The sequence below is a fragment of the Bacteroides faecalis genome, from assembly GCF_003865075.1.
Lineage (GTDB): Bacteria > Bacteroidota > Bacteroidia > Bacteroidales > Bacteroidaceae > Bacteroides > Bacteroides faecalis.
Genome location: NZ_BHWB01000019.1, coordinates 48,661 through 73,993, shown reverse-complemented (window position 1 = coordinate 73,993; position 25,333 = coordinate 48,661). Strand labels below are relative to the sequence as shown.

The following is a 25,333-nucleotide window of genomic DNA, read 5'->3' as shown; positions in this document are numbered from 1 at the left end:
AAATGCTTTTTATCGGGCAAGTTTTGCTGCAATAGCATTATTGTTTTCATTCTAATAACAACCCTTATTATAAAAAGATGAAAGTAAGATAGAAGGAGGAGATTAACTTATGTTACTACCTTGAATATGTTGTCAAACTATGCAAAGAATAAGAGTGGATGCAGACAACCGAATCTTTTTTATTCATTAAATATAAGGAGACTTACAATTAAGTATAGGAAACGACAAGAATACAGTTGTGCCAACCTATTGCCATCCTATTGGCACACTTGTGCCACCACAGTGTCACAGCTGTGCCAATACTAAGTCACAACTGTGCCAACGTAGTGGCACAAATATAGATAATAAGCTTCCGGATTTAACTTCTATAGATTTAGTTTCTACTTACTTGCTTTACTCCTTTTACAGTCCGTAATTTCTTGATAAGTGTTTCCAGACGTCCGGTGTCACTTACCATAACCGTAAGATTTCCGGAAAACAGTCCGTCATTCGAGTCAATACCAATCGAACGTAAGCTGATACCATTTTCTTTGGAAATGATAGAAGTAATGTTTGTGACAATACCAATATCATCATGCCCCACAACACGTAACGTAATAGGATATTGTGTTCCTACCGATTTACCAGCCCAACGAGCTTTCACAATCCTGTATCCGAAGCGTTCCCGCATTTGCGTTGCATTCGGACAATCTGAACGGTGGATTTTAATACCTCCCGATACAGTCACAAAACCGAATACATCATCCCCATAAATAGGATTACAGCATTTCGCCAATTTAAATTCAAGTCCTTTCAGATTCTGATCGATGACAAGCACATCTTCTTTTGAAGTCGTTTCTTCCTGAGCCGTTTGTAGGTTATAACCCTCGGCACTGCGGTAAACGATATCATCATGTGTATCATTATCCCGTTTTTGTTGTTCAATGTACTTATCAAGAATCTCATTAATATCCAGAGTCTCATCCGCTATCTGCTGATAGAAATCCGTCACATTTTTGAAACCTAACCGTTTGATAAGGCGCATCATAGTTGCCTCATCGTATTCCATTTTACGATTCTTGAATTTACGTTCCAACGTTTCTTTGGCGAAGGCATGCTGGCGTGCTACCATTTCTTTGAGTGCCTGACGTATCTTGGTACGTGCTTTGGAAGTAGTTACAATCGTCAGCCAACCTTGTTTGGGCGTTTGGGTATTTGAAGTCATTATCTCTACCTGATCACCACTATTCAGCTTTTGCTTTAACTGAACATTTTTACCATTTACCTTTGCACCAATACATTTACAGCCCAGTTTACTATGGATGTGGAAAGCAAAATCGAGTACCGTAGCTCCTTTGGCAAGCTTGAATAAGTCACCTTTGGGTGTAAATACAAATACTTCGTCCTCGTAAAGATCCATTTTGAATTGGTCCATTACTTTCAAAGAGTCATTGTCGGCATTCTCCAAAGCTTCCCTTACAGAAGTCAGCCATTCATCCAGACCAGTCTCACCCTTGATACCTTTGTATCTCCAGTGTGCAGCAAGTCCCCGTTCTGCAATCTCGTCCATTCGGCGAGTACGGATTTGTACTTCCACCCATTTCCCTTCAGGTCCCATAACGGTGATGTGCAATGATTCATAACCATTACTTTTTGGAATAGAAAGCCAGTCGCGCAGACGTTTCGGGTTTGGTTGATACATATCCGTGACAATGGAATATACTTGCCAACATTCCTGTTTCTCTTTCGCCGGGTCTGGTTCTGAATCCAGAATAATACGAATAGCAAACAAGTCGTAAATCCCCTCAAAAGGAGTCTTCTGCTTTTGAATCTTGTGCCAGATGGAATGAATTGATTTCGTTCTTCCTTTGATTTCAAAGTTCAGTCCTGCCGCTGATACCTTTTTTAATCGGTTCGATGAAAGAAGCAATGTATCTATCACGTGAAGACTTCGTCTCGTTCAACTTTTCCTTGATGAAATAGTAAGTATCCCGTTCCGTATATTTCAATGACAAATCCTCCAGTTCAGATTTCAGCTTATACAGTCCGAGTTTATGGGCTAAGGGAGCATACAGGTATGCTGCTTCATTGGCCACCTTGATACGGTCGTCCTCATTTTTCGAATCTTTAATCTGGCGCATGATATTCACACGATCTGCAATCATGATAAGAATCACGCGCATATCTTCTGCAAAAGAAAGGAGGAGATTACGGAAATTCTCTGATTCAATAGCCGGACTTTTGGAATAAAGCTCGTTTGTTTTCACCAGTCCTTTGATGATACTTCCTACATCTTCTCCATATTCCGCATTGATCTCTTCCAACGTCAGAATATTACTTTTTACAATTTCGTGAAGCATGATACCAATCAGGCACGAACCTTTCATGCCGATTTCTTCTGCTACGATGACTGCAGTTTGTAAATCTCTGATAATGGGATTCATCCCGAAGTTATTGCGTTGCAACCCGTTACATTGAGCCGCTTTGATAAGATGTTTTTTTAGTTTTTGACAATCCTTCCAGAAAATACTATCTCCGGCAGATTGCATCAATTGTTTATAGAGTGAAAAAAGCTCCTTTTTTCCTCTGGTGTAAAAAAGTCGTTCATATTCAATCCTGTTAATTCGACGTAAAATTAGTTTTTTTATTGGTTAATCGGTAAGAAGTAAATAACATTTTGTATTTTTGGGCATCAATTAATAAAATTAGGTATTATGATAACGACACAGGACAAAGAGTTGCTAGTCAAGAAAGGTATCACAGAAGCGCAGATAGCCGAGCAACTGGCTTGCTTTCGGAAAGGTTTCCCGTATTTGAAATTGGATGCAGCAGCTTCCATTGAGAAAGGTATACTAGTTCCCGACGCAGAAGAGCAAAAGAAATATTTGTCAGCCTGGGACGAATATAAGAATACAGATAAGACGATTGTGAAGTTTGTTCCGGCTTCGGGTGCAGCAAGCCGTATGTTCAAGAATCTTTTTGAGTTTTTGTCTGCCGACTATGACGAACCTACTACTAAGTTTGAACAAACTTTCTTTAACGATATTAAGAACTTCGCTTTTTACGACGATCTGAATGTAGCCTGTCAGCGTACAGCTGGAAAAGATATCCCGGCTTTACTGGAAGCTGGAGAGTATAAGCCAATTGTGACTGCTTTGCTTGAGGTATCCGGATTGAATTACGGTGCATTACCTAAAGGGCTGCTCAAATTTCATAAATATCCTGAAGGTGCACGTACTCCGTTGGAAGAACACCTTGCCGAAGGAGCCATGTACGCAGCCGGAAAGAGTGGTAAGGTCAATGTGCACTTTACCGTATCTGCTGAACACCGCGAACTTTTCAAAATGCTGGTAGACGAAAAAGCTGATGAATTTGCGAAACGTTACGGAGTGGATTATTACATTACTTTCTCCGAACAGAAACCTTCTACAGATACTATCGCCGCCGATATGGAAAACCAACCTTTTCGTGACAAAGACAAACTGTTGTTCCGTCCGGGGGGGCATGGTGCATTGATTGAAAACCTCAACGATTTGGATGCAGATATCATTTTTATTAAGAATATCGACAATGTTGTTCCCGATAAACTGAAAGCCGATACAGTGACTTACAAGAAGTTGATTGCCGGTGTTTTGGTTACTCTTCAAAAACAAACTTTCAAATATCTCGAATTACTCGATAGTGGTAAATATACCCATGAACAGGTAGTGGAAATTCTTCAATTCCTACAAAAGAAACTTTTCTGCAAGAATCCGGAAGTGAAGAACCTTGAAGATTCGGAATTGGCTATCTATCTGAAAGAGAAACTGAACCGTCCGATGCGCGTCTGTGGTATGGTGAAGAACGTAGGCGAACCGGGTGGTGGTCCATTCCTTGCATATAACAGCGACGGTACAATCTCCCTTCAAATCCTTGAAAGTTCTCAAATTGATATGGACGATCCTCAGAAGAAGGAGATGTTCGAGAAGGGTACACACTTCAATCCGGTAGATTTGGTATGTGCCGTTCGTGATTACAAAGGACATAAATTCGATTTGGTGAAGTATGTAGACAAAGCTACAGGTTTTATCTCTTATAAATCAAAGAATGGTAAAGAGTTGAAAGCCCTTGAACTTCCCGGTTTGTGGAATGGTGCGATGAGCGATTGGAATACCGTATTTGTAGAAGTACCTCTTTCTACCTTTAATCCGGTAAAAACAGTCAATGATCTGTTACGCGAACAACATCAATAAAATGAATAATAAGGAGAGTAAGTACCCCTGCTAAATTTGTTTACTCAAGTTTTACAAGTTATATAAGCCATTGATAAACTGTAATATATAACTGTATATTAGCAAAAGTATCTGTTGTCCTGAACTCCGTAAAGGATCTCTTTTCTTTGAATGCAGAGAGAAATCATTTATAAGAGAGGAGATTCTTCGACAGGCTGAATGACATATAGAGCAACTTATGAAACTTAAATTAGTGAATATTCAACGACATCAGCATATTAAAAAGAGTATTATAGGATGAATCAGATAGAAAAGATCATTGATATTTCGACTTGGAATAGAAAAGAACATTTTGAGCACTTCAGTGCTTTCGATGATCCCTTTTTCGGAGTGACCGTTAATGTTGATTGCACCCGTTCTTATCAAGAGGCGAAAAACAAGGGTGTTTCCTTTTCTTTGTTAATTCTGCATCGAATTATAACGGCTGCCTATAAAGTAGAAGAATTTCGTTATCGTATTGAAGGAGACCAGGTAGTGTGTTATGATAGTCTTGTTCCAGAAGCAACGGTAGGTCGTGCCGACCATACATTTTCTTTCGCTTCCTTTGAGTATGATGTGGATGAACAAACCTTTATCCGTAAGGCAAAAGCTGAGATGGAGCGATTACAACAGACTACAGGACTCAATAAGGACGGTACATTTCATCCGAATGCTATTCATTATTCTGCTGTCCCTTGGCTTATTTTTACGGATATGAAGCATCCTACCAATATGCGTTCGGGAGATAGTGTTCCAAAAATATCTACCGGAAAGTACTTTCGGCAAGGAGAAAGACTGATGTTGCCAATTTCTGTTACTTGCCATCATGGGTTGATGGATGGCTATCATATTGCACGATTTGTTGAGATTCTCGATTTGTAAACTCTCAAGATTAAACTAGATGAGACACAAAATGTCAAGTTGGAAGGGCATTACCCTTTGTTCTATACTTTGTTTTTTACCGGGGACTGCTTTGTTGGGGAACGAAGTTTTTCATGATAGTTTGCCTGAATCTCCCGTACATTCAGAATATTCTAATGTATGTTCGGAATCTTCTCACAATGGAAGTGGGTGTTCTTTTGTATGTTGGGGACATTCGAAAGGTAAAAACTTTATCCATCGTTTGGGGATAGAAGCGCGTCCTTCGTATGTTATCCCGACCAATCCTTTCTTAGAAGGAGAAAATGAACGTTGGAAACCTATACAAAGTTCTATTGCCGCCCATTTGAAATACTCTTTCCAGTTTCGTCCCAATACTTGTGCCGATCACATCTATGGAGGGGCTTATCAAGGTTTGGGAGTAGCTTACTATTCTTTCGGCGATAAGAAACAACTTGGAGATCCCATCACATTTTACTTGTTTCAGGGTGCGCGGATTGCACGCATTACTCCCAAGCTTTCTCTTAATTATGAATGGAATTTCGGACTATCTACCGGCTGGCAACCTTATGATAATAATTACAATTTCTATAATGGAGCAGTCGGTTCCCGGATGAATGCCTACATTAATGCAGGTATCTATTTTAACTGGACGCTTTCCCGTTATTTTGACCTGACTATTGGAGGAGATTTTACTCATTTCTCTAACGGTAATACTAAATTTCCGAATGCCGGTATCAATACGACAGGAGCTAAAATCGGACTTGTTTATAACTTTAACAGAGAAGAAGCAGATCTTACTCAATCATTGTCGAAGCCATCTATTGCCAGATTCCCGCGTCACATTAGTTATGATCTGGTTTTATTTGGTTCGTGGCGTCGGAAAGGAGTATATCTGGGCGAAGATAGGCAAATTGCTTCTCCGGGTGTTTATCCCGTAGCCGGATTTAATTTTGCCCCGATGTATAATGTTAGTTATAAATTCCGTACTGGAGTATCTTTAGATGGAGTATATGATGGCAGTGCAAATGTATATACAAAAGATGTCATTGTGGAATATGGAGGCAGTGCTTCTCCCCGTCGATTTTATAAACCGGGAATTCATCAGCAGCTTGCTTTGGGAGTTTCGGGAAGATTTGAGTATGTAATGCCATACTTTACAATCGGTATCGGTTTGGGCACGAATGTTCTTGGGAGAGGAGACCTGAGAGGACTATATCAGATGTTGGCTTTGAAGATAGCTATTACCCGTAGTTCTTTCCTTCATATCGGCTATAATCTTCAGGATTTCCAGACACCTAATTATCTGATGTTGGGATTGGGTTTCCGTTTCCATAATAAATATCCCAAAGTACGTCATTAAGGAGATTTGGCAATATATTGGGAAATGCTGTTTTTAACGGTAAAAGGAAATAATCTCATCGAAATATACTAATTTTGTAGCACTAATATAAAACACTCAGAATAATGAAGAAAATACTGTTACTCGGTTCCGGAGAACTAGGAAAAGAGTTTGTAATCTCTGCTCAACGTAAAGGGCAACACATCATTGCTTGTGATTCGTACGCTGGAGCACCTGCTATGCAGGTAGCCGACGAATGTGAGGTCTTTGACATGCTGAATGGTGAGGAGTTGGAACGTGTCGTAAAGAAACATCAGCCCGATATTATTGTACCGGAGATTGAAGCCATCCGCACAGAACGTCTGTATGATTTTGAAAAAGATGGCATTCAGGTTGTTCCTAGTGCTCGTGCCGTAAACTTTACCATGAATCGTAAAGCCATTCGTGACTTGGCTGCTAAAGAACTCGGACTGAAAACAGCTAAATATTTCTATGCTAAAACATTGGAAGAGCTGAAAGAAGCTGCAACAAAAGTCGGTTTTCCTTGTGTGGTTAAGCCTTTGATGTCTTCTTCCGGTAAAGGACAATCGTTGGTAAAGAGTGCTGACGAGCTTGAACATGCTTGGGAATACGGATGTAGTGGTAGTCGTGGTGACATCCGCGAATTGATTATTGAAGAGTTTATTAACTTTGACAGTGAAATTACGTTGTTGACTGTTACTCAGAAGAACGGTCCTACCTTGTTCTGTCCTCCTATTGGACATGTACAGAAAGGTGGTGACTATCGTGAAAGCTTCCAACCTGCACACATCGATCCTGCACATTTGAAAGAAGCCGAAGAAATGGCGGAAAAAGTAACTCGTGCTTTGACAGGAGCCGGATTATGGGGAGTAGAATTCTTCCTGAGTCATGAAAACGGAGTTTATTTCTCTGAACTTTCTCCTCGTCCGCATGATACCGGTATGGTGACTTTGGCCGGAACGCAGAATCTGAACGAATTTGAACTTCATCTGCGTGCTGTACTCGGACTTCCCATTCCGAATATCAAACAGGAACGTATCGGAGCAAGTGCAGTAATTTTGTCGCCGATTGCCAGTCAGGAACGTCCTCAATATCGCGGATTAGAAGAAGTAACGAAAGAAGAAGATACTTATCTCCGTATATTCGGAAAACCATATACTCGTGTAAATCGCCGTATGGGAGTAGTGCTTTGTTATGCTCCTTTAGATTCGGATTTGGATGTTTTGCGTGATAAAGCTAAGCGGATTGCTGCGAAAGCAGAAGTTTATTAAGAACAGGTTTGCTGTTTTTAAAGATAAATCATCAAGCTTTGAGATCGTTTTTTGATGAATATATATAGTGATTGCCCTGCTACTATTTTTGAGTGACAGGGCAATTCTTCTTAACCACTCATAGATGGTTGCTGACTGAATACCGATAGCTTTGTTACTTTAATTCTTATTTTTCTCTCAGATCTTCCCAAGCTGATTTGTTATTTGCAGATATGGTGCTTCTTAATATAGTACCGCCGAGATTGATCGGGAGCTGTTTAGTCCCGACTCCATAGAACCTATTAGCTAAAATCGGAAAATGGAAAGCACCGTCCGGATCGATGATACCTGTACCGCCACCACCGGAAGAATTGGAATCGTCAGCATCCGATAAAGTGACACGTGTAGAGCGAAGCACATTTCCACTTGCATCTGTCAATTCTACTTTTAATGTATAATTAGCACCGCCTGGAGCAGGGGCAGGAACCGGAAGTACATAGGCCCCTTGGGATAAAACAGTGACAGGTAGAACTCCGGCAGGTACTACTATATTTACCAATACATTACCTCCCGTAGTAGTTAGCGGACTATTAATATAATCAGCAAATACGGGAGTTTGGCTACGTTGCAACAGTGGGACACTTTTGTTTTGCTGGGTATATAAAGTAATCCGAATAGCAGTAACTGTTGTCCCGCCAATTTGTGTGGGAATGTTAGTAAACCATCCCATCACTCCGGCTACTCTTCGCCAAAGGTTTACATTACCTTGAATTGGAATAGTACCTGGAGTGAGTACCGTAGACCCTGCAAAAAGTTCAGATTGACGTATTGAAGTCCACGTAGAGGCTTCAGTTCCTGCAAGAGTAGCGATTGCTCCCGATAATACAGTACTTCCTACCTGTATTGCATTGGGAAAGCCATAAGTACTACCGGACTTATCGTCCAATCCAACAGCCAGAAACGTATAAGGGTTTCCTTTTACAAACCCTTTGTATTTCACATGATATTTCATAGTAGCGGTAACTGTTGGCGGATTATTACCAAAATAAGCGGACCAACCGATATCTTCGGAAGCTATACATGGCGCATTATCACTTGTGCCATTAAAGATATAAAGCCTAACAGAAGTTACGTGCTGCATATTATCCGAACCGGGTAAATTGGTTCGGGGCGATAATTCTCCGGCTACACTGAAAGAGAGAGTAACATCATCCGAATCTGATGATCCGCCGGATATAAGCTCGTCAATAGACTCATCCTGCTGACAAGAAGCCATTACTAACGCTGCGATAAGAAACCAACCATATCTACGTTTGATTGTCTGTGTCTTGACTATAACTATATTAAATAGAGTGATCATATTATTTATCGGATTTAGTTATTTATTACTCTTTTCCAGATAGAAACGTCCCACATGAGTAGAAAGTATACCGACATCCAGTACCGTTTCTGACTGTGTCAATGGCATGTGTATTCCTTTCTCTGTATCCACCAATGTCCAATGGCTCCATGCATCTCCTCCGTCATGCGACAACTTCAATCGTACTCTTGCAGGATTACTTAAGCTGAATCCCAAAGGAATACGTTCTGCATCATTCAATTGCTGTATGTCTAGTGCTTTCTCATCGGCTATACTGAATAGAGCGATGACAGGTGGCATTTCGTTGTCCAACAAAAGTTCAGAATCTTCACTGGAACGATAACCTACTGTTGCTGAAGGAGAAAGGCGTAGCAGACATTGAGAAGACGTATTGCCAACACTTGCTGTCAGGAGCAGAGCGGGATGTCCGGATGTCGAAGCACGTGAAGAACCTATGGCGCGTGCGCTTCTCAACATTCCAGATGAACCGGCAGCTTGTGTCAAAGCAGTTTCGGTGAATTTCACAGGCAAACTGATAGAGGCAGCATTTACTGTAACAAAGAAGGATTGCATAGGCGCAATGTATGCAAAATTACTTCCATTGGTCAGCAGTGTCCCGTCGGCTTTGATAACAGAGTTATTACTATTACCATCATATACTTTGACCGAAGTAACCAGAGGATTATCCGTCATAAACTGACTAATACGGATATGAGTCATAAACGGATTGCCTATCAGAAATGTATTACCTGCAATCTTGTTAGTTGCATTTATTGTAATAGGGAAGGAAGTAGTTCCATTACTGTTCTCATGTATAAATCTTCCGGGCAGTGTCCGTGTAATACTCTCACTATAAGACGTACCCTGTCCTGAAGTATTGTAATATTTGAAACTCGTATGTACTTTCGGGAACCGGAAAGTAAGGGTGTTACTTGCCACTGATTCTTTGCTTGCCAACAAAGAAAATCCCATTCCTATTGAATAATTTTGATTCAAAGCATTGAAAGGAGGTGTCCAGTTCGTCTTATCCGGTGTCACTGTGACTTGTGTAAGAGTTCCACCCTTGATCTTCTGTCCTGGTGCATCATGACTCCAGAGACGTTGGTAGACACGCGGGCTAAAACGATTCTCAGGAGAAGATGTTGCATCTAATGTTGTAAAGTAATCATTGCTTTGCGTACCATTCATTGAGGCAGGTATAAACATATCTCCGGTGAATGTATCTTTCAATGGTGTAGATAACATATAATAACGCCCAGCTTGCAATGCCAGTTCCACCCATGCTTGCGAATAGGTAAGATAGTGTGTATTTACTATCTCTGCATTCGGTTCGAAATGGAGATTATTACAATAATTCGAATCTCCATTCACCAAGACAGGGTAGAGGGCACAGTTGGAAGGAATAATGACGTCTGTACATTTCCATGGACTTCCGTCGCTCCAATTAGTCCATGTGTTCCAGTTCGTAGTAGTGGCATTTGTTTTCCAGGTAGTACGAGTCGGGTGAACCGTTGAGTGGATACCGTTATAATAGAGAATTGTTCCGGCTGCATCATAGATGGCTATATAATAATCGCCCGAAGGCTTGTTAGGAATAGTAAATGTCTGATTGGTGAGTGTTACGGTTTGGTTCGTAACTTCATTGTTTTTGGCAACGTTGTAGAATCGTAACAGGTAGTTATTCCCGTTTGTACCTCCATTCACATTGATAACGATGGGAGAGCCTTGACACAAATGATCCGTTACATTTATAAAGTCTATCGTTTCACCACTGCCATTTGTTTCAGCACAGTCGGGTATACCATCTCCATTACTATCTTGACGGGTATATACCCCTGCTAGCTGAATTGTTTTCAGAGCGTCTGCTACACCTGCAAAGGTAATGCGCACTTCATCGAAAGGAGTTGTGGTAGGAGTAGTCTCTACGTATTCTTTACCTCCACTTCCGATTACATTAAGTCCGAGTATACTGCCTGATCCGGTATTTCCCACTTCAACTCCGGCATTATATACAGAAAGAGTGATCCATGAAATCAGATCTATATCAGCTATTCCGGTAGGATCTACTACAATGAAACCTACAGGTTGTTTTTGCTGTATTTTATTGAATTTTACGGCAACGGTAACTGCTCCAATCACATTTGTAGTAGTGATAGTGGAATAAGTATTCACGTCACCATCTAATAAGTTACCCAAGTCATTAAAAGAAGTACCTATTGTGACTGCTGCGGTACTACGTGTAGCAGCGTAGTTGATACCGGCTCCGTAAGTAGAAGGAGTCATCATCTGTAAACAGGCGTTCGCAGCACTTCCGCTATAACATCCTGCATTTGCATTTTCCCAGAAAGCATAATAGATTCGGAAAGTACTCAGGTTGAGATTTAAGATACCACCGGTCCAAAGTTCGATAGAGTCGAATTCCTGGTTAGTAGTGACCCCGATACGTACTTTGTTTCCGTTGTCACCAATCAGTCCGACAGAGATAGCACTATTATTATCCGCAGTACTTTCAAACACTTTCACACCGTTACGGTAAAGGCGTATGATCAAGAATTTCAATACGTTGGCACTAAGTAGATTCGTAGAAGTCTGGATGACAAAACCGGTGCGTATCTGATTCTTTGCAGAATTCACTGGTTTGTCGATAGCTGTCTTAATACCAACGATGGAGGTATTGGCAGCAATGCTGGCTACATTATGATAAGTAATAAAGTTATCCGGATTATTGTCTATCAGGTTATTTTTTCCGGTGAAGTTTGTTCCTTCACCTACACAAAGTAGACATCCCCCACCTGAAGGGGCATAGACGGAAGCTCCGTTATTGTTAAGAGTGATCATGTTGTTGCAAACAGACGTATCACCGACCGGGCTGGCATTGCGGGTGATGACAGCAGTTTGTGTATAGATAGTGCCATCCGTACTGGTATAAGTTCCGGTGACATTGTAGTTACCATTGGCGGTCATACCTGTAATCTTATTGTTGCTGATGATAGGTGTAGTTCCGGCAGGAGAAGAAGTGATAACATAATTCACGCTTCCGGTTGTAGGTGCTTTCAGTTGGTAAGAGTTGCCGGTAATAGTGGCATTTCCCAATGAGAAAAAACTAGTTGCATCCACTGTGGTTGCTTCACGAACATAGGCATAGTTAATAACAGTAGCTCCTAACTCAACGTGTAATCCGCTGAATTGTATTTTAACTTGAGTACATGGTTTGGTTAATATCATGCTGATTTGGCTACTTCCCCCATTGATTGCCGAAACTCCTAATATATTGTTGATGGTAACTTGTTCTTGCTGCACATTACTGGCATTATATGTGGTTAAAGTAGTGTTATTTAGTAAAGAAAGATTGAGTAGATTAAAGCCGGTCAGATTGAAACCGACTTCTGCACCCACTGGAATTACTTGTTGGAAATTGATCGTAGCCAATGCTCCTGTCAAACTCAGTGGGAGACCATCCGTTAAATTAGAATTTATAAGTTGTTCGGGGGTGAGATATAGAGTTGTAGTCCATCCCAGACCGGTATGAACTGACACTCTGTTTGTAAAATAAGTATTTGTGGTGATGGCTGGTTGTATAGGATTATCTCCAACAAAAGCATAATATAACTTTAAGGCATTCAATACAGTAGCTGAAACTCCGTACATACCTATTTTAATCTCATCGAAAGGTTTGGTTAAGTTAGTAGTGATAGAGATAGCTTGCTTGCCTCCGTTATTGGCGGCACTGATTAAGTTCAATTGGAGAGTTGATACTGCTTCTGTATCGCTTCCCTTCATCTCCTGTTCTACACCTTTCAGGTAAGTCTTCAGGTAAAAACTTTTTAGTACGTCGAGAGTGAGTAGTGATGTGTTGTCTAGCAAATAGACAAATCCTGCGCTTTGTCCTCCGGCATAAGTACGGTTCACATCGCGTACAGAAGCTATTTGGTTACCTATCAGATTAGCAGTTACTACTCCGTTGAATGAGGCAGAATTCGTCAGATCGGTATCGAGCATATTAGCGATACCTTGGTTAGCAGTAAGAGCTTCTACCAATGCGTTCGACATATCGTCCACGATACGTCCTTCACCTACCAAAGGAACTCTTCGGCTGGCAATCCACGTTTTACCTCCATCAGCGGATGTAAGGGCGGATGTAGAGGTGGAAGTAGCTGTAATAGCTCTCGTTTGTGTGTTATCTTCGGGAGCAGATATGATTTCTTCATCCTGGCAAGCAGAAAGGCATAGGAGGAAGGCGCAGGTTAGATAGATATGGTTTGTTTTCATTGTAGGAAGTTTTTAAAGTAGAGACAAAGGGGGAGTTAGAAAGAAATCACCACGAATTACACAGTTAAACACAGATAAAAATACTAAACCTTTGATTATCAATGTTGATAATTTGTGAAAACCTGCATAATCTGTGGTGAAATCATTTTATATAAAAACCCTCTTTTAACTTGCTATTCTATTCCTAGATTATAAATTGTATCCCAAGCATCATTGACAGTTACAGTAATAACAGTTTCCTGTGACAAGTTTATAGGATTATCATCATCTTCGGTTGTTCCAGGGCCCGGAGTACCACCGTCAGTAGAGCTGGCTTTGTATTTCTGGCCGAGAGAGTAGAAATAGTTGCGTTGAACGTCATATTCTTTGGTACCTACTCCGAGAGCGTTGTTCACCACATCCCATGATTTCAGAACAGCACCGGTTACGTCTTCCAGTTGAACAATGAAAGTCGGGCTGCCTGCTACTTTAGCGAATGGTACAAGGAATCTACCGGTAAGAACACTGTTTTCTACGGTAACAGGAGAAGTACCAGCCGGTATTATAAAGTTTTTGGTAAGATCTCCGGCAACGGCTAATGTTTGGGCGGTATAGTCAGCAATGTAGGTAACAAGATTGACTTCCAAAACTTTAGTTTTAACAACTGCACCACCAGTACCATTCATTGTCAGCGTACTAGGGAAGGTAAGAGCTGAGGAAGAAGAAGGAGCATATACGCGGACAAATGCTACAAGTGTAGGAACTCCTGCTGCATTAGGATTCGGATATAAGATAGGTACATTCTTGAAGTATCCCAACAATCCTGCTACATGACGGTGTAGTTCAACTTCAACACTGGTTCCTGTTTGAATATTTCCGTTTGATACTGTGAAAGTAGCTTTTCCAGCAAACAGTTCAGCCTCGGTCGTTAGTGGTGTCACTACGGGGGTAGCGGTAAAAGCATCGTTTCCATTACCTCCACCACTGATTGTATAGTCTGCAACGTTGTTATAGCCGTAAGCAACAACGGTATATATACCGTCTGGTGACAACTTATTCAGTTTTACTGTTTGGCTTGCTTTGTGAGAAGGGTTTGGATTATCACCGGGAACAGCGGTGTCTGACGGTCCAGCTGTCCAAGCCACAGGGTTCTGTGTACCTGTAGCCAAGGCAGTGCTTGTAACATCTGTTCCTGCTTCATTGTAGATATACAATTGAACAGCAGTTACATTGTTAGCAGCCTCAGAACTGTTTACCGGGCGAGAACTGCGAACATCCATTCCACCGCCGCCACTATTGATTGATAAGACGATTTCCGGACCTGCTTCTCCTGAGCCGGGGCCTTCCAGAGGCACTGTGTCATCATTATTGCATGCTGCCAACATCATCACACCGACAGCTGATAAAAACAAATAATTTTTCATTTCAGTTAAGTTTTAGAATTAAACAAATTGTAAAAAAGCTATATTAATCAATATCCAGGTTATAAATCAATTCCCAAGTATCGTTGTTGAGTACATAGATATTGAAGTCTTCTTTTTCTTCATCATACACATATCTCAGACTGGTCAGTTCATTACGTTTCATGTTAATCTTCACATCCTTGGGGGTGAGAGCAGGAATGGTCTGATCTGTTTCGTCATAAAGATTCAGATGCACGTTGGCTTGATGCTCTCCAGTTGAAGGAGCTAGAATAGTAGATAAAATGATATCTGGAGTTGTATCCCAGGAATCCTGTTTTCGGACGGTAATCGGATTTATATATTTAAATTGATGAGTTACCCGTTCGTATATTTGATTCACACTGTGGTCAGCGTAACGTACTGTAGACGGCAAATTAATGATTTGCATCAACAGCTTTCCGGTAGCGCGTTCCAAAGCTACATTGTAACGTGTGTTTTGCATATCATATACCAGTGTGTCATGGACCAGATATACATCATACCCTTCCATCTGATTGTTGTGCAGAATGTTGGTAAGAGACTGGTCAGTTAGCGAAGTATTATCGGTTAGTCCTCCCCATACAGTCAGAACATATTTGCCGAATGGCAAGCATTCGCAGAAAGTAATAGAATGGGTTGGATTGTTATCCGTCACATTAAAAACTCCTTGTTCTTCTATAATCTCTCCCGTAACTTCGTTACGTAATGAATAGTATAGGGTAGGAACATATTTACGGAAGATAAGAGATTCACTCTTGGGGGATTCCAGTGACACATTGTCTACGTTGAAGTAGTTTTTATCTTTTACAGAAATGTCCACTTGTAAGGGAGGACAAGATGGCAAGTCATCTCTGATACAAGATGAGATGAAGGGCAAAAAAGAAAGAATCAGGAGACATTGAATGCTTCTTATGACGGAGTGACGCACGAATAATTCGCAGGATGATATAATATTTTTCATGGCAGTCAGTGTGTGGTTAGAAAATAAAATAAGTCAATGTGAGGGCTACTTTGGTAGGACCGAAATAGTTTTTATGCTTCTTTTCATAGCATTTCGCACAAGGAATTCGTTCGCTTTCCTTATACCACAAGTGAGCGTAACCTATACCGATGGCTGCTTCAAGGTTCCAGTGTGGAGATAGAATCCAGTCATATCCGTAGGTGAAACCTCCTCCTGCAAGGTATCCGTCATACCTTTTCGAACTAAATCCTCCATAGTATTGTGCACCATGAAGATGTAGTCCAATGAAATGTCCGTTGAACTTTTCGCATGTCCAGTATTTGATTTCCGGTTGCACTAACCAGAAATGCATCTTCTTGTCATCCTTGAAAGTCCAGGGATTATAGGCTCCGGCAAGTTCAAGTGTCAATTTTTTATCTAAGGAGAATTCAACTCCGAGATTTGGAATTGTTGCCAGCCAGTAGAGTGCATTTGTTTTAAGACCTACATTCTGAGCTGTCAGAAAATGAAATACTCCGATAGTGGAGATTAGCAACAGCAAGATTCGTTTCATGATTGCTGGTTTAGTTTGTTGATTTTGACTCAGAACGAAAGCTAATCTTTATTTGTTCGCTAAAAATGGAACTTTCTCCAAAAATGAGTCAAAATTCGCAAATCCCTTCTGAATCAGTCCTTTTTTCAGGCTTTATTTCTTACTATCAACTGTCACTTTACTCCTCTTTTGATAGCTACTTTTTTTTATATAACATGTATATATCTGTTTGTTAGTAAATTATCGTTTATTCTTTAATATATGATTTTAAATAAATCACTTTAAGAAATTATGTTTGACAGTACTTTCTCTTAGATTCATATATAGATAATATCATTAAACTATTTGTTTAATATTTTGCCTATTCTTTAATGGGGTTGTAGGATTTTGATATTTGTATTGTTGTCCGTAAGTGATATTTTGAGTAGTAAGATTATGTTGCGACGTTGTTTTCATAACTTTTATGATAGCATAAAATTCTTCTTCAATACAGACCGGTTATTAGTTAATTTTGAAATAGGTCGATATAGGTTTGCGCTGAAATGTGTCTAGGAATATATTCTTTAATTCCACTTTGTTTGTTGGAGAAGACGCATAAAGTTGACAGTTGACAGTGACAGTAACGTAAAAACTTATTTTTGAAATATGAATGATGATTCAATGTGTTGATAAACAGTGCATAAACTTTTTGTGGTACATACAAGAGAATTACTGTCACTTTTTATTTTTACAGTCATTCTTGAAATTAGATATATAATTTTCTGTTGAGAAAATAATTTATATACATTACCTCTTCTTATAGGTATTGTCAGTTTATGCTGACTTCCTTTTTGCAAAGAATAGGAGGAATCTTCAGCAATACGTTCCAATGTTTGTTAGCAGATAGGGTAAGAGTGGGGATATACTTTGGATATACGTGCGATAAGATAAGTTAAAAGAACATTTCAACTACTCTTTGCATGAACAAAAGAGAAAAGTGCTCAATAAGCCTTTTGTGCTCGGACACAAAACTAGTTGCCTGTATTACTATTATTTCTACGACTAACTGATTGAACATGATCTGTTCTGAAAAAAACTAAATACATATTTGTAGTTTTGTCTATTGTTTTAGTAGAGAAATAGGGCTTTTACTTTACAATTGTAATGTGTATATGCCATTTTTGGCCATTTTGTAGCATTTGTTGGGCTAACAATTGTTATTGAAGGACAATTTTTGAAAAAGAGAGAACAACGATTGAATTTTGTTTCTATATTTGTGCAGTTGTTGGTTTAACTATTTTCTTAAGAAAGAAAACGGATAAATTGAACAAAAGCCATTTTCGGCTGTTTATTATTATAGTAAAACAGGTAAAACGCGAAACGCATCACTTGTCACACTATACTTCAAAAATAGTAAAACAGGAAAGAATAATATAAATAATAAGATTGCTTATGTCACAGATTATCGGACATATCTCTCAGGTCATCGGACCGGTGGTCGATGTGTACTTTGAAGGTACGGATGCAGAGCTAATGTTGCCAAGCATTCACGACGCATTGGAGATAAAGAGGCCCAACGGCAAAATACTGGTTGTAGAAGTTCAGCAACACATCGGTGAAAATACAGTACGCACTGTGGCAATGGACAGTACCGACGGACTCCAAAGAGGTATGAAGGTACATCCTACGGGAGGACCGATCACCATGCCGATAGGCGAACAAATCAAAGGACGGTTGATGAATGTTGTTGGCGACTCTATCGATGGTATGAAAGATTTAAGTCGCAAAGGTGCATATTCTATTCACCGCGATCCACCTAAATTTGAAGATTTGACTACTGTACAGGAAGTACTTTTTACAGGTATCAAGGTGATCGACTTGCTCGAACCGTATGCCAAAGGTGGTAAGATCGGTTTGTTTGGTGGTGCAGGAGTAGGAAAAACCGTATTGATCCAGGAACTTATCAATAATATTGCCAAGAAACATAACGGATTCTCCGTTTTCGCAGGAGTAGGTGAGCGTACGCGTGAAGGTAACGACTTACTTCGTGAGATGATTGAGTCTGGCGTTATCCGCTATGGTGAAGCGTTTAGAGAGGGAATGGAGAAAGGTGACTGGGATCTCTCAAAAGTAGATTATAACGAATTGGAGAAATCACAGGTATCACTGGTGTTCGGTCAGATGAACGAACCTCCGGGTGCACGTGCTTCGGTAGCATTGTCGGGACTAACGGTGGCGGAGTCTTTCCGCGACGCGGGAACTGAAGGCGAGAAGCGTGATATTCTGTTCTTCATTGATAATATTTTCCGTTTCACACAGGCAGGGTCGGAGGTGTCGGCTTTGTTGGGGCGTATGCCTTCCGCCGTTGGTTATCAACCTACACTGGCTACGGAAATGGGTGCTATGCAGGAACGTATCACTTCTACACGAAAAGGTTCTATCACTTCCGTACAGGCTGTTTATGTGCCTGCCGACGACTTAACTGACCCGGCTCCGGCAACTACTTTCAGCCACTTGGATGCAACGACCGTACTCGACCGTAAAATCACTGAACTTGGTATTTATCCGGCTGTAGATCCGTTGGCTTCTACCTCTCGTATCCTCGATCCGCACATTGTCGGTCAGGAGCATTACGACATAGCCCAGCGTGTGAAACAGATTCTGCAGCGCAACAAAGAATTGCAGGATATCATCTCCATCCTCGGTATGGAAGAACTTTCCGATGAAGATAAGATGGTAGTGAATCGTGCCCGTCGTGTGCAACGTTTCCTTTCGCAGCCATTTGCTGTTGCCGAACAGTTTACAGGAGTTCCCGGCGTAATGGTGTCTATCGAAGATACCATCAAAGGTTTTCGGATGATTCTGGATGGTGAAGTGGACAACCTGCCCGAACAGGCATTCTTGAATGTAGGAACCATTGAGGAAGCGATAGAGAAAGGTAAGAAGATACTTGAGCAAGCGAAGAAGTAATTAAAATGTAGCTACGGACAACACGTTTCCTGTTAATCCGGTTCGTGTAGTCTGTGACTGCCTAAATAAAAAAGATATGTTGAAGAAACTGCATTTGAGTATAGTGTCGCCCGAAAAGAGCATATTTGACGGAGATGTGAGTATTGTCACATTGCCGGGAACGGTCGGTTCGTTTTCTATTTTACCGGGGCATGCGCCTATCGTCTCGTCGTTACAGGCGGGGACGTTAAGTTATACCTTGGAGGAAGGCGGAGAAGAGCACACACTTGACATTCAGGGTGGTTTTGTAGAGATGAGCGGTAATACGGCTTCGGTTTGTATTTCGTAAAGGGAGGAACCCCGGTAGGAGAATGCTTCATTTTGAAGAGATGACTCTTATAAGGACCGATTTCTTATAAAGAAAGTGTTGCATCACAGGATTGGAAAAAACGAGATGATAAATAGTACAGAAACATTAATTAATACTGCTTGTATAGCTTTTACAGCTTATAAAGCGAAAAACACAATGACATGATGAATATTAGTAAGACTAAACGAAATTTTATAGGCTCTCTCACTTTGTTTACCGTACTTAGTGGAGGAATTGGAGTACTAATTTTGCATAAAGCTTTACCGGGACATTATTTCGGAGGTTATCCGTTTATACCGGTTTACTTTTATTTTTTCGGTTTGTTTGCTATCTATATGTTCGATGCATGCCGGCGTCACGCTCCGCAGAAATTGGTGTTACTGTATCTGGCAATAAAGGTGATGAAAATAATTCTTTCGGTGATACTGCTATTGATTTACTGTATCGTGGTACACCAAGAAGCGAAAGCCTTTCTGCTAACGTTTATCTCGTTCTACCTGTTGTATCTGATATACGAAACATGGTTTTTCTTCTCATTTGAGGTAAACCTGAAACGGAAAAAGAAAAATAAAGATGAAAATGAAACAGTTGTGTAATATAATAGCTCCGTTGATTCTGTTCTGCCTGATGATGGCAGGAACGTCCGCTTTTGCACAGGCACAGTCCGGTGTAGCTCCACAAGAGCAAACTGAGACAGTTTCACAGGCACAGGCCGGAACAGCTCCGCAAACACAAAGTGAAGTGACTTCACAAGAGCAGAAAGAAAATACGGTCGATGTGAAAGGAATCGTATTCGGACATATCGGAGATTCTTATGAATGGCATATTACGACGTGGGGTAAAACACAGATAATAATACCGTTACCTATCATCGTTTATAGTGAAACTTCAGGTTGGCATATCTTTCTATCTTCCCGTCTTGAAGAGAACGGAGGTACTTACGAAGGACTTTCCATTGCTCCTGCAGGAAGTAAATATGAAGGTAAATTGGTAGAGTATAATGCAGCTGGCGACGAAGTCCGTCCATGGGATATTTCCATTACGAAGATTACGTTTGCACTGTTGTTCAACAGTTTGCTGTTGCTGGTCATCATACTGTGTGTAGCGCACTGGTACCGCAAGCGTCCACGAGGATCACTTGCACCGGGCGGTTTCATCGGATTCATGGAAATGTTTATCATGATGGTGAACGACGATATCATCAAGAGTTGTGTGGGTCCCAACTATCGCAAGTTTGCCCCTTATCTGCTGACAGCGTTTTTCTTCATCTTCATCAACAATATAATGGGATTGATTCCCTTCTTTCCCGGAGGCGCGAATGTGACAGGAAACATTGCTATCACAATGGTACTCGCTGTTTGTACATTCCTGATGGTCAATATCTTTGGTACGAAACATTACTGGAAAGATATCTTTTGGCCAGATGTGCCCTGGTGGTTGAAAGTGCCTGTTCCGATGATGCCGTTCATCGAGTTTTTCGGTATCTTTACGAAACCGTTCGCCCTGATGATCCGTCTTTTTGCCAATATGCTGGCAGGACACATGGCAATGCTGGTACTTACCTGCCTGATCTTTATTTCGGCAAGCATGGGCCCTGCGCTGAACGGCACACTGACTGTAGCTTCCGTACTGTTCAACATCTTTATGAATGCACTCGAACTGTTGGTAGCTTTCATCCAGGCGTATGTATTTACAATGCTTTCGGCAGTATTCATCGGGCTTGCCCAGGAAGGTGCGAAAGTGAAAGAGAATAAATAATAAACGAGAAAAATAAACCATTTTAAAACAGAAAATTATGTTATTATCAGTATTGTTACAAGCAACTGCAGCAGCAGTAGGAGTAAGTAAGTTAGGTGCAGCTATCGGTGCAGGTCTTGCAGTAATCGGAGCTGGTTTGGGTATTGGTAGAATTGGTGGTTCGGCGATGGAAGCTATTGCTCGTCAGCCGGAAGCATCGGGAGACATCCGTATGAACATGATTATCGCGGCGGCTCTGATCGAAGGTGTAGCTTTGCTGGCTGTAGTAGTTTGTCTGTTGGTATTCTTCCTTTAAAAAATACAACAAATGTCATTACTATTACCCGATAGTGGCCTGTTGTTCTGGATGGTTGTCGCATTCGGGATTGTGTTTGTGATATTGGCCAAATACGGCTTCCCCATCATTATCAAGATGGTGGAAGACCGTAAAACCTATATCGACCAGTCCTTAGAGGTGGCAAGGGAAGCCAATGCGCAGTTGTCTAAACTCAAAGAGGAAGGCGACGCTTTGGTAGCTGCCGCCAACAAGGAACAGGGACGCATCTTGAAGGAGGCAATGGAAGAACGTGACAAGATTATTCACGAGGCCCGTAAACAAGCTGAGAAAGCCGCTCAAAAGGAGTTAGAGTTGGTGAAAGAACAAATCCAGATAGAGAAAGAAGAAGCTATCCGCGACATTCGTAAGCAGGTAGCGATCCTTTCGGTCGATATTGCCGAGAAAGTACTCCGCAAAAACCTCGATGACAAAGAGGAACAAATGGGCATGATAGACCGTATGCTGGATGAAGTATTAACCAGGAATAAGAACTAAGTAAGATGGATGTCGGAATACTTTCAATGCGATATGCCAAGGCTATGATTGAATACGCACAGGAAAAAGGCGTTGAGGACAGGGTCTATCAGGAGTTTGTCACGCTGTCGTACTGTTTCACGAAACAGCCGGCATTGCGCGAGGCGCTTGACAATCCCATTATCCCGTTCGAAGAGAAAATGTCGTTGATCTGTACGGCTGCCGATGGAGATGGTGAATCAAGCAGTGAGTTTGTCCGCTTCATCACAATGGTATTGAAAAACAGGCGTGAAGGTTATTTGCAGTTTATCACTCTGATGTATATGGATCTGTACAGGAAACTGAAGCATATCGGAACAGGTAAACTTATAACGGCTGTCTCTGTAAACAAAGAGACGGAGCACCGTATCCGTTCTACTGCAGCGCATATATTGCATTCAAAAATGGAACTGGAAACGGTAGTAGACCCGACAATCGAAGGTGGATTTATCTTCGATATCAATGATTACCGGTTGGACGCTAGCATTGCTACGCAGTTGAAACGAGTGAAACAACAGTTTATAGATAAGAATAGGAGAATTGTATAATGGCTGATAATATAAAAGTAAGCGAAGTATCCGAAATATTGCGCAAGCAGCTCGAAGGAATCAACACCAGTGTGCAGCTTGATGAAATAGGCACAGTGCTACAGGTGAGCGACGGCGTGGTGCGTATCTACGGACTTCGGAACGCTGAAGCGAATGAATTGCTGGAATTTGACAACGGTATCAAAGCAATCGTGATGAACCTCGAAGAGGATAATGTAGGTGCTGTGTTACTTGGTCCTACCGACCGTATCAAAGAAGGATTTATTGTGAAACGTACCAAGCATATTGCCTCTATTCGTGTGGGTGAGGGAATGTTGGGACGTGTCATTGATCCGTTGGGCGAACCGCTCGACGGCAAAGGGATGATAGGCGGCGAGCTCTACGAAATGCCGTTGGAACGTAAAGCACCGGGAGTAATTTACCGTCAGCCCGTAAACCAGCCGTTGCAAACGGGATTGAAAGCGGTGGATGCCATGATTCCTATCGGTCGCGGACAGCGTGAGTTGATTATTGGCGACCGTCAGACGGGAAAGACTTCTATTGCTATTGATACGATTATCAATCAGCGTAACAACTTTCTGGCAGGTGATCCTGTGTATTGTATTTATGTTGCTATCGGTCAGAAAGGCTCTACGGTAGCTTCTATCGTGAATACGCTTCGCGAATATGGAGCGATGGATTATACCGTTGTCGTAGCTGCTACGGCAGGTGATCCGGCTGCTTTGCAGTATTATGCTCCATTTGCGGGTGCTGCTATCGGAGAGTATTTCCGCGATACCGGCCGACATGCATTGGTGATTTATGATGACCTTTCCAAACAGGCGGTTGCTTATCGTGAGGTGTCATTGATCCTTCGCCGTCCATCCGGACGTGAAGCTTATCCGGGTGATATCTTCTATCTACATTCCCGTCTGTTGGAACGTGCAGCAAAGATTATCAATCAAGAGGAAGTGGCACGTGAAATGAACGACTTGCCTGAGACTCTGAAAGGAATTGTGAAAGGAGGTGGTTCGCTGACTGCTTTACCTATCATCGAAACGCAGGCGGGTGACGTTTCTGCTTATATCCCGACTAATGTGATCTCTATCACCGACGGACAGATATTCCTCGAAACAGATCTATTTAATCAGGGCGTCCGTCCGGCTATCAACGTCGGTATCTCTGTATCTCGTGTGGGTGGTAATGCGCAGATCAAGGCAATGAAGAAAGTAGCGGGAACGTTAAAAATAGACCAGGCACAGTATCGTGAATTGGAAGCTTTCTCTAAGTTCAGCAGTGACATGGATCCTATTACGGCATTGACTATCGACAAGGGACGTAAAAACTCTCAATTGCTGATTCAACCTCAATACAGTCCGATGCCTGTAGAACAGCAGATTGCTATCCTTTATTGCGGTACACATGGATTACTCCACAGCGTACCTTTGGATAAGGTGCAGGACTTTGAAAGCAGTTTCATCGAATCTCTACAGCTGAATCATCAGGAAGATGTGTTGGATGTTCTGAAAACAGGAGTGATCAACGACGATGTGACGAATGCGATTGAAGAAACCGCTGCTATGGTTGCGAAACAATTCCTATAAATAAAATGAAGGATTAAGAATGGAAAATGAAGAATTGACTACATTGTTTTTAAGACTGTTGGTCTGCTTGGTAATTCTTCATTCTTCATTCATCATTCTTAATTAACAAATAATTATGGCTTCACTGAAAGAGGTAAAAACTAGAATAAATTCGGTACAGAGTACCCGGAAAATCACTTCAGCAATGAAGATGGTTGCTTCTGCCAAGTTGCATAAGGCGCAAGCAGCTATCGAGAATATGTTGCCTTATCAGAAGAAGTTGAACAAGATCCTGACCAACTTCCTGAGTGCTGATCTTCCGGTGGAATCACCTTATGTGAAGAAGCGTGAGGTGAAGCGTGTTGCAATCGTTGTCTTTTCTTCGAATACTTCCCTTTGTGGTGCTTTCAATGCGAACGTCATCAAGATGTTGATGCAGACGATAGGCGAGTTCCGTACGTTGGGACAGGATAATATTCTGATATTTCCAGTAGGAAAGAAGGTGGAGGAAGCAGCAAAACGGATGGGTTTCTCTACACAGGAAACGCCTCCTATGCTCTCTGACAAACCATCGTATCAGGACGCTGCTGATCTGGCACATCATTTGATGGAAATGTACGTGTCGGGGGAAGTGGATCGTGTAGAACTGATCTATCATCATTTCAAATCGATGGGTGTACAGATCCTGTTACGCGAAACGTATCTGCCTATTGACCTTACTCATGCAGTAGATCAAGAGGAGCAGAAGGAAGCGGAACATGTGATTGTAAACGACTATATTATCGAACCGTCTGCTGAACAATTGATTGCCGATCTGATTCCGACTGTGTTGAACCAGAAGATTTTTACTGCTGCTATGGATTCTAATGCCTCGGAACATGCTGCCCGTACACTTGCCATGCAGGTCGCTACGGACAATGCTAATGATCTGATACAGGATTTGACGAAGCAGTATAATAAGTCTCGCCAACAAGCTATTACAAATGAACTGCTCGATATTGTGGGAGGTTCTATGAAATAGACTCATGAGGTGCTATTCTGAATAAGGGCTTAGACTGCTTTATTGTATCTGGC

Annotated in this window: 18 protein-coding genes and 1 pseudogene; 13 read left to right on the top strand and 6 right to left on the bottom strand. The window is 41.4% G+C overall.

Going from position 1 to position 25,333, the window contains the following annotated elements:
• Positions 1-373: 373 nt before the first annotated feature.
• Positions 374-2,587, bottom strand: a pseudogene (locus EJF25_RS20820) (RelA/SpoT family protein).
• A gap of 106 nt (positions 2,588-2,693) precedes the next feature.
• Between EJF25_RS20820 and EJF25_RS20815 the strand changes: the two are divergent.
• From EJF25_RS20815 to purT, 4 genes are all read left to right on the top strand, one after another.
• Positions 2,694-4,211 (top strand): DUF4301 family protein, encoded by a 1,518-nt coding sequence (locus tag EJF25_RS20815; RefSeq protein WP_125042561.1) that lies wholly within the window; start codon positions 2,694-2,696, stop codon positions 4,209-4,211.
• 276 nt (positions 4,212-4,487) lie between these two features.
• Entirely contained in the window at positions 4,488-5,111 is a 624-nt protein-coding gene (locus tag EJF25_RS20810) for a chloramphenicol acetyltransferase (RefSeq protein ID WP_125042560.1), read from the top strand.
• Positions 5,112-5,130: 19 nt separating this feature from the next.
• The gene (locus tag EJF25_RS20805; RefSeq protein ID WP_200832961.1) at positions 5,131-6,471 is read left to right on the top strand and encodes an acyloxyacyl hydrolase; all 1,341 of its coding nucleotides are present in this window, start codon (positions 5,131-5,133) and stop codon (positions 6,469-6,471) included.
• A 104-nt stretch (positions 6,472-6,575) separates the two neighbouring features.
• Positions 6,576-7,742 carry a formate-dependent phosphoribosylglycinamide formyltransferase gene (gene purT / locus EJF25_RS20800; RefSeq protein WP_125042559.1) on the top strand — a complete coding sequence of 389 codons (1,167 nt, stop codon included), beginning with the start codon at positions 6,576-6,578 and terminating at the stop codon, positions 7,740-7,742.
• A gap of 166 nt (positions 7,743-7,908) precedes the next feature.
• Here the strand turns inward: purT and EJF25_RS20795 are convergent, their stop codons facing one another.
• The 5 genes from EJF25_RS20795 to EJF25_RS20775 all read right to left on the bottom strand — a co-directional run bounded on the left by EJF25_RS20795 (position 7,909) and on the right by EJF25_RS20775 (position 16,285).
• Complete coding sequence (locus EJF25_RS20795; protein WP_125042558.1) at positions 7,909-9,081, bottom strand: FimB/Mfa2 family fimbrial subunit; 1,173 nt, start codon at positions 9,079-9,081, stop codon at positions 7,909-7,911.
• Positions 9,082-9,099: 18 nt separating this feature from the next.
• Positions 9,100-13,350, bottom strand: a complete 4,251-nt coding sequence (locus tag EJF25_RS20790; RefSeq protein ID WP_125042557.1) for a hypothetical protein — start codon at positions 13,348-13,350, stop codon at positions 9,100-9,102.
• Between the two features lie 173 nt (positions 13,351-13,523).
• Positions 13,524-14,753, bottom strand: coding sequence for a hypothetical protein (locus EJF25_RS20785; protein WP_125042556.1), 1,230 nt, complete (start codon positions 14,751-14,753; stop codon positions 13,524-13,526).
• 43 nt (positions 14,754-14,796) lie between these two features.
• Complete coding sequence (locus EJF25_RS20780) at positions 14,797-15,732, bottom strand: hypothetical protein (RefSeq protein ID WP_125042555.1); 936 nt, start codon at positions 15,730-15,732, stop codon at positions 14,797-14,799.
• 16 nt (positions 15,733-15,748) lie between these two features.
• Entirely contained in the window at positions 15,749-16,285 is a 537-nt protein-coding gene (locus EJF25_RS20775; RefSeq protein WP_025073592.1) for a DUF3575 domain-containing protein, read from the bottom strand.
• 1,410 nt (positions 16,286-17,695) lie between these two features.
• On the opposite strand from EJF25_RS20775, the gene atpD reads away from it, so the two are divergent.
• The 9 genes from atpD to EJF25_RS20730 all read left to right on the top strand — a co-directional run bounded on the left by atpD (position 17,696) and on the right by EJF25_RS20730 (position 25,280).
• Positions 17,696-19,213 (top strand): F0F1 ATP synthase subunit beta, encoded by a 1,518-nt coding sequence (atpD, locus tag EJF25_RS20770; protein WP_073349011.1) that lies wholly within the window; start codon positions 17,696-17,698, stop codon positions 19,211-19,213.
• 79 nt (positions 19,214-19,292) lie between these two features.
• Complete coding sequence (locus EJF25_RS20765; protein WP_125042567.1) at positions 19,293-19,541, top strand: F0F1 ATP synthase subunit delta/epsilon; 249 nt, start codon at positions 19,293-19,295, stop codon at positions 19,539-19,541.
• Between the two features lie 182 nt (positions 19,542-19,723).
• Positions 19,724-20,158 (top strand): hypothetical protein, encoded by a 435-nt coding sequence (locus EJF25_RS20760; RefSeq protein WP_125042554.1) that lies wholly within the window; start codon positions 19,724-19,726, stop codon positions 20,156-20,158.
• Positions 20,142-21,320: a F0F1 ATP synthase subunit A gene (gene atpB / locus EJF25_RS20755; protein WP_125042553.1), complete on the top strand. Its 1,179-nt coding sequence runs from the start codon at positions 20,142-20,144 to the stop codon at positions 21,318-21,320. Before EJF25_RS20760 ends, atpB begins: the two co-directional genes overlap by 17 nt.
• Positions 21,321-21,357: 37 nt before the next feature.
• Positions 21,358-21,615, top strand: a complete 258-nt coding sequence (gene atpE, locus EJF25_RS20750; protein WP_025073595.1) for an ATP synthase F0 subunit C — start codon at positions 21,358-21,360, stop codon at positions 21,613-21,615.
• A 12-nt stretch (positions 21,616-21,627) separates the two neighbouring features.
• The gene (gene atpF, locus EJF25_RS20745; protein ID WP_125042552.1) at positions 21,628-22,131 is read left to right on the top strand and encodes a F0F1 ATP synthase subunit B; all 504 of its coding nucleotides are present in this window, start codon (positions 21,628-21,630) and stop codon (positions 22,129-22,131) included.
• A gap of 5 nt (positions 22,132-22,136) precedes the next feature.
• Positions 22,137-22,697, top strand: a complete 561-nt coding sequence (locus EJF25_RS20740; RefSeq protein ID WP_125042551.1) for a F0F1 ATP synthase subunit delta — start codon at positions 22,137-22,139, stop codon at positions 22,695-22,697.
• On the top strand, positions 22,697-24,280 hold the full coding sequence (gene atpA / locus EJF25_RS20735; protein ID WP_125042550.1) for a F0F1 ATP synthase subunit alpha: 1,584 nt from the start codon (positions 22,697-22,699) through the stop codon (positions 24,278-24,280). Before EJF25_RS20740 ends, atpA begins: the two co-directional genes overlap by 1 nt.
• A 115-nt stretch (positions 24,281-24,395) precedes the next feature.
• Positions 24,396-25,280 (top strand): F0F1 ATP synthase subunit gamma, encoded by an 885-nt coding sequence (locus EJF25_RS20730; RefSeq protein WP_125042549.1) that lies wholly within the window; start codon positions 24,396-24,398, stop codon positions 25,278-25,280.
• The last annotated feature ends 53 nt before the right edge of the window (positions 25,281-25,333 follow it).

Coding starts and splice junctions, on each gene's coding strand:
- atpD (WP_073349011.1), top strand. CDS start 17,696: ATGTCACAGATTATCGGACATATCTCTCAGGTCATCGGACCGGTGGTC.
- EJF25_RS20785 (WP_125042556.1), bottom strand. CDS start 14,753: ATGAAAAATTATTTGTTTTTATCAGCTGTCGGTGTGATGATGTTGGCA.
- purT (WP_125042559.1), top strand. CDS start 6,576: ATGAAGAAAATACTGTTACTCGGTTCCGGAGAACTAGGAAAAGAGTTT.
- EJF25_RS20795 (WP_125042558.1), bottom strand. CDS start 9,081: ATGATCACTCTATTTAATATAGTTATAGTCAAGACACAGACAATCAAA.
- EJF25_RS20760 (WP_125042554.1), top strand. CDS start 19,724: ATGATGAATATTAGTAAGACTAAACGAAATTTTATAGGCTCTCTCACT.
- atpB (WP_125042553.1), top strand. CDS start 20,142: ATGAAACAGTTGTGTAATATAATAGCTCCGTTGATTCTGTTCTGCCTG.
- EJF25_RS20815 (WP_125042561.1), top strand. CDS start 2,694: ATGATAACGACACAGGACAAAGAGTTGCTAGTCAAGAAAGGTATCACA.
- EJF25_RS20775 (WP_025073592.1), bottom strand. CDS start 16,285: ATGAAACGAATCTTGCTGTTGCTAATCTCCACTATCGGAGTATTTCAT.
- atpA (WP_125042550.1), top strand. CDS start 22,697: ATGGCTGATAATATAAAAGTAAGCGAAGTATCCGAAATATTGCGCAAG.
- EJF25_RS20790 (WP_125042557.1), bottom strand. CDS start 13,350: ATGAAAACAAACCATATCTATCTAACCTGCGCCTTCCTCCTATGCCTT.
- atpE (WP_025073595.1), top strand. CDS start 21,358: ATGTTATTATCAGTATTGTTACAAGCAACTGCAGCAGCAGTAGGAGTA.
- EJF25_RS20780 (WP_125042555.1), bottom strand. CDS start 15,732: ATGAAAAATATTATATCATCCTGCGAATTATTCGTGCGTCACTCCGTC.
- EJF25_RS20740 (WP_125042551.1), top strand. CDS start 22,137: ATGGATGTCGGAATACTTTCAATGCGATATGCCAAGGCTATGATTGAA.
- EJF25_RS20810 (WP_125042560.1), top strand. CDS start 4,488: ATGAATCAGATAGAAAAGATCATTGATATTTCGACTTGGAATAGAAAA.
- EJF25_RS20805 (WP_200832961.1), top strand. CDS start 5,131: ATGAGACACAAAATGTCAAGTTGGAAGGGCATTACCCTTTGTTCTATA.
- EJF25_RS20730 (WP_125042549.1), top strand. CDS start 24,396: ATGGCTTCACTGAAAGAGGTAAAAACTAGAATAAATTCGGTACAGAGT.
- atpF (WP_125042552.1), top strand. CDS start 21,628: ATGTCATTACTATTACCCGATAGTGGCCTGTTGTTCTGGATGGTTGTC.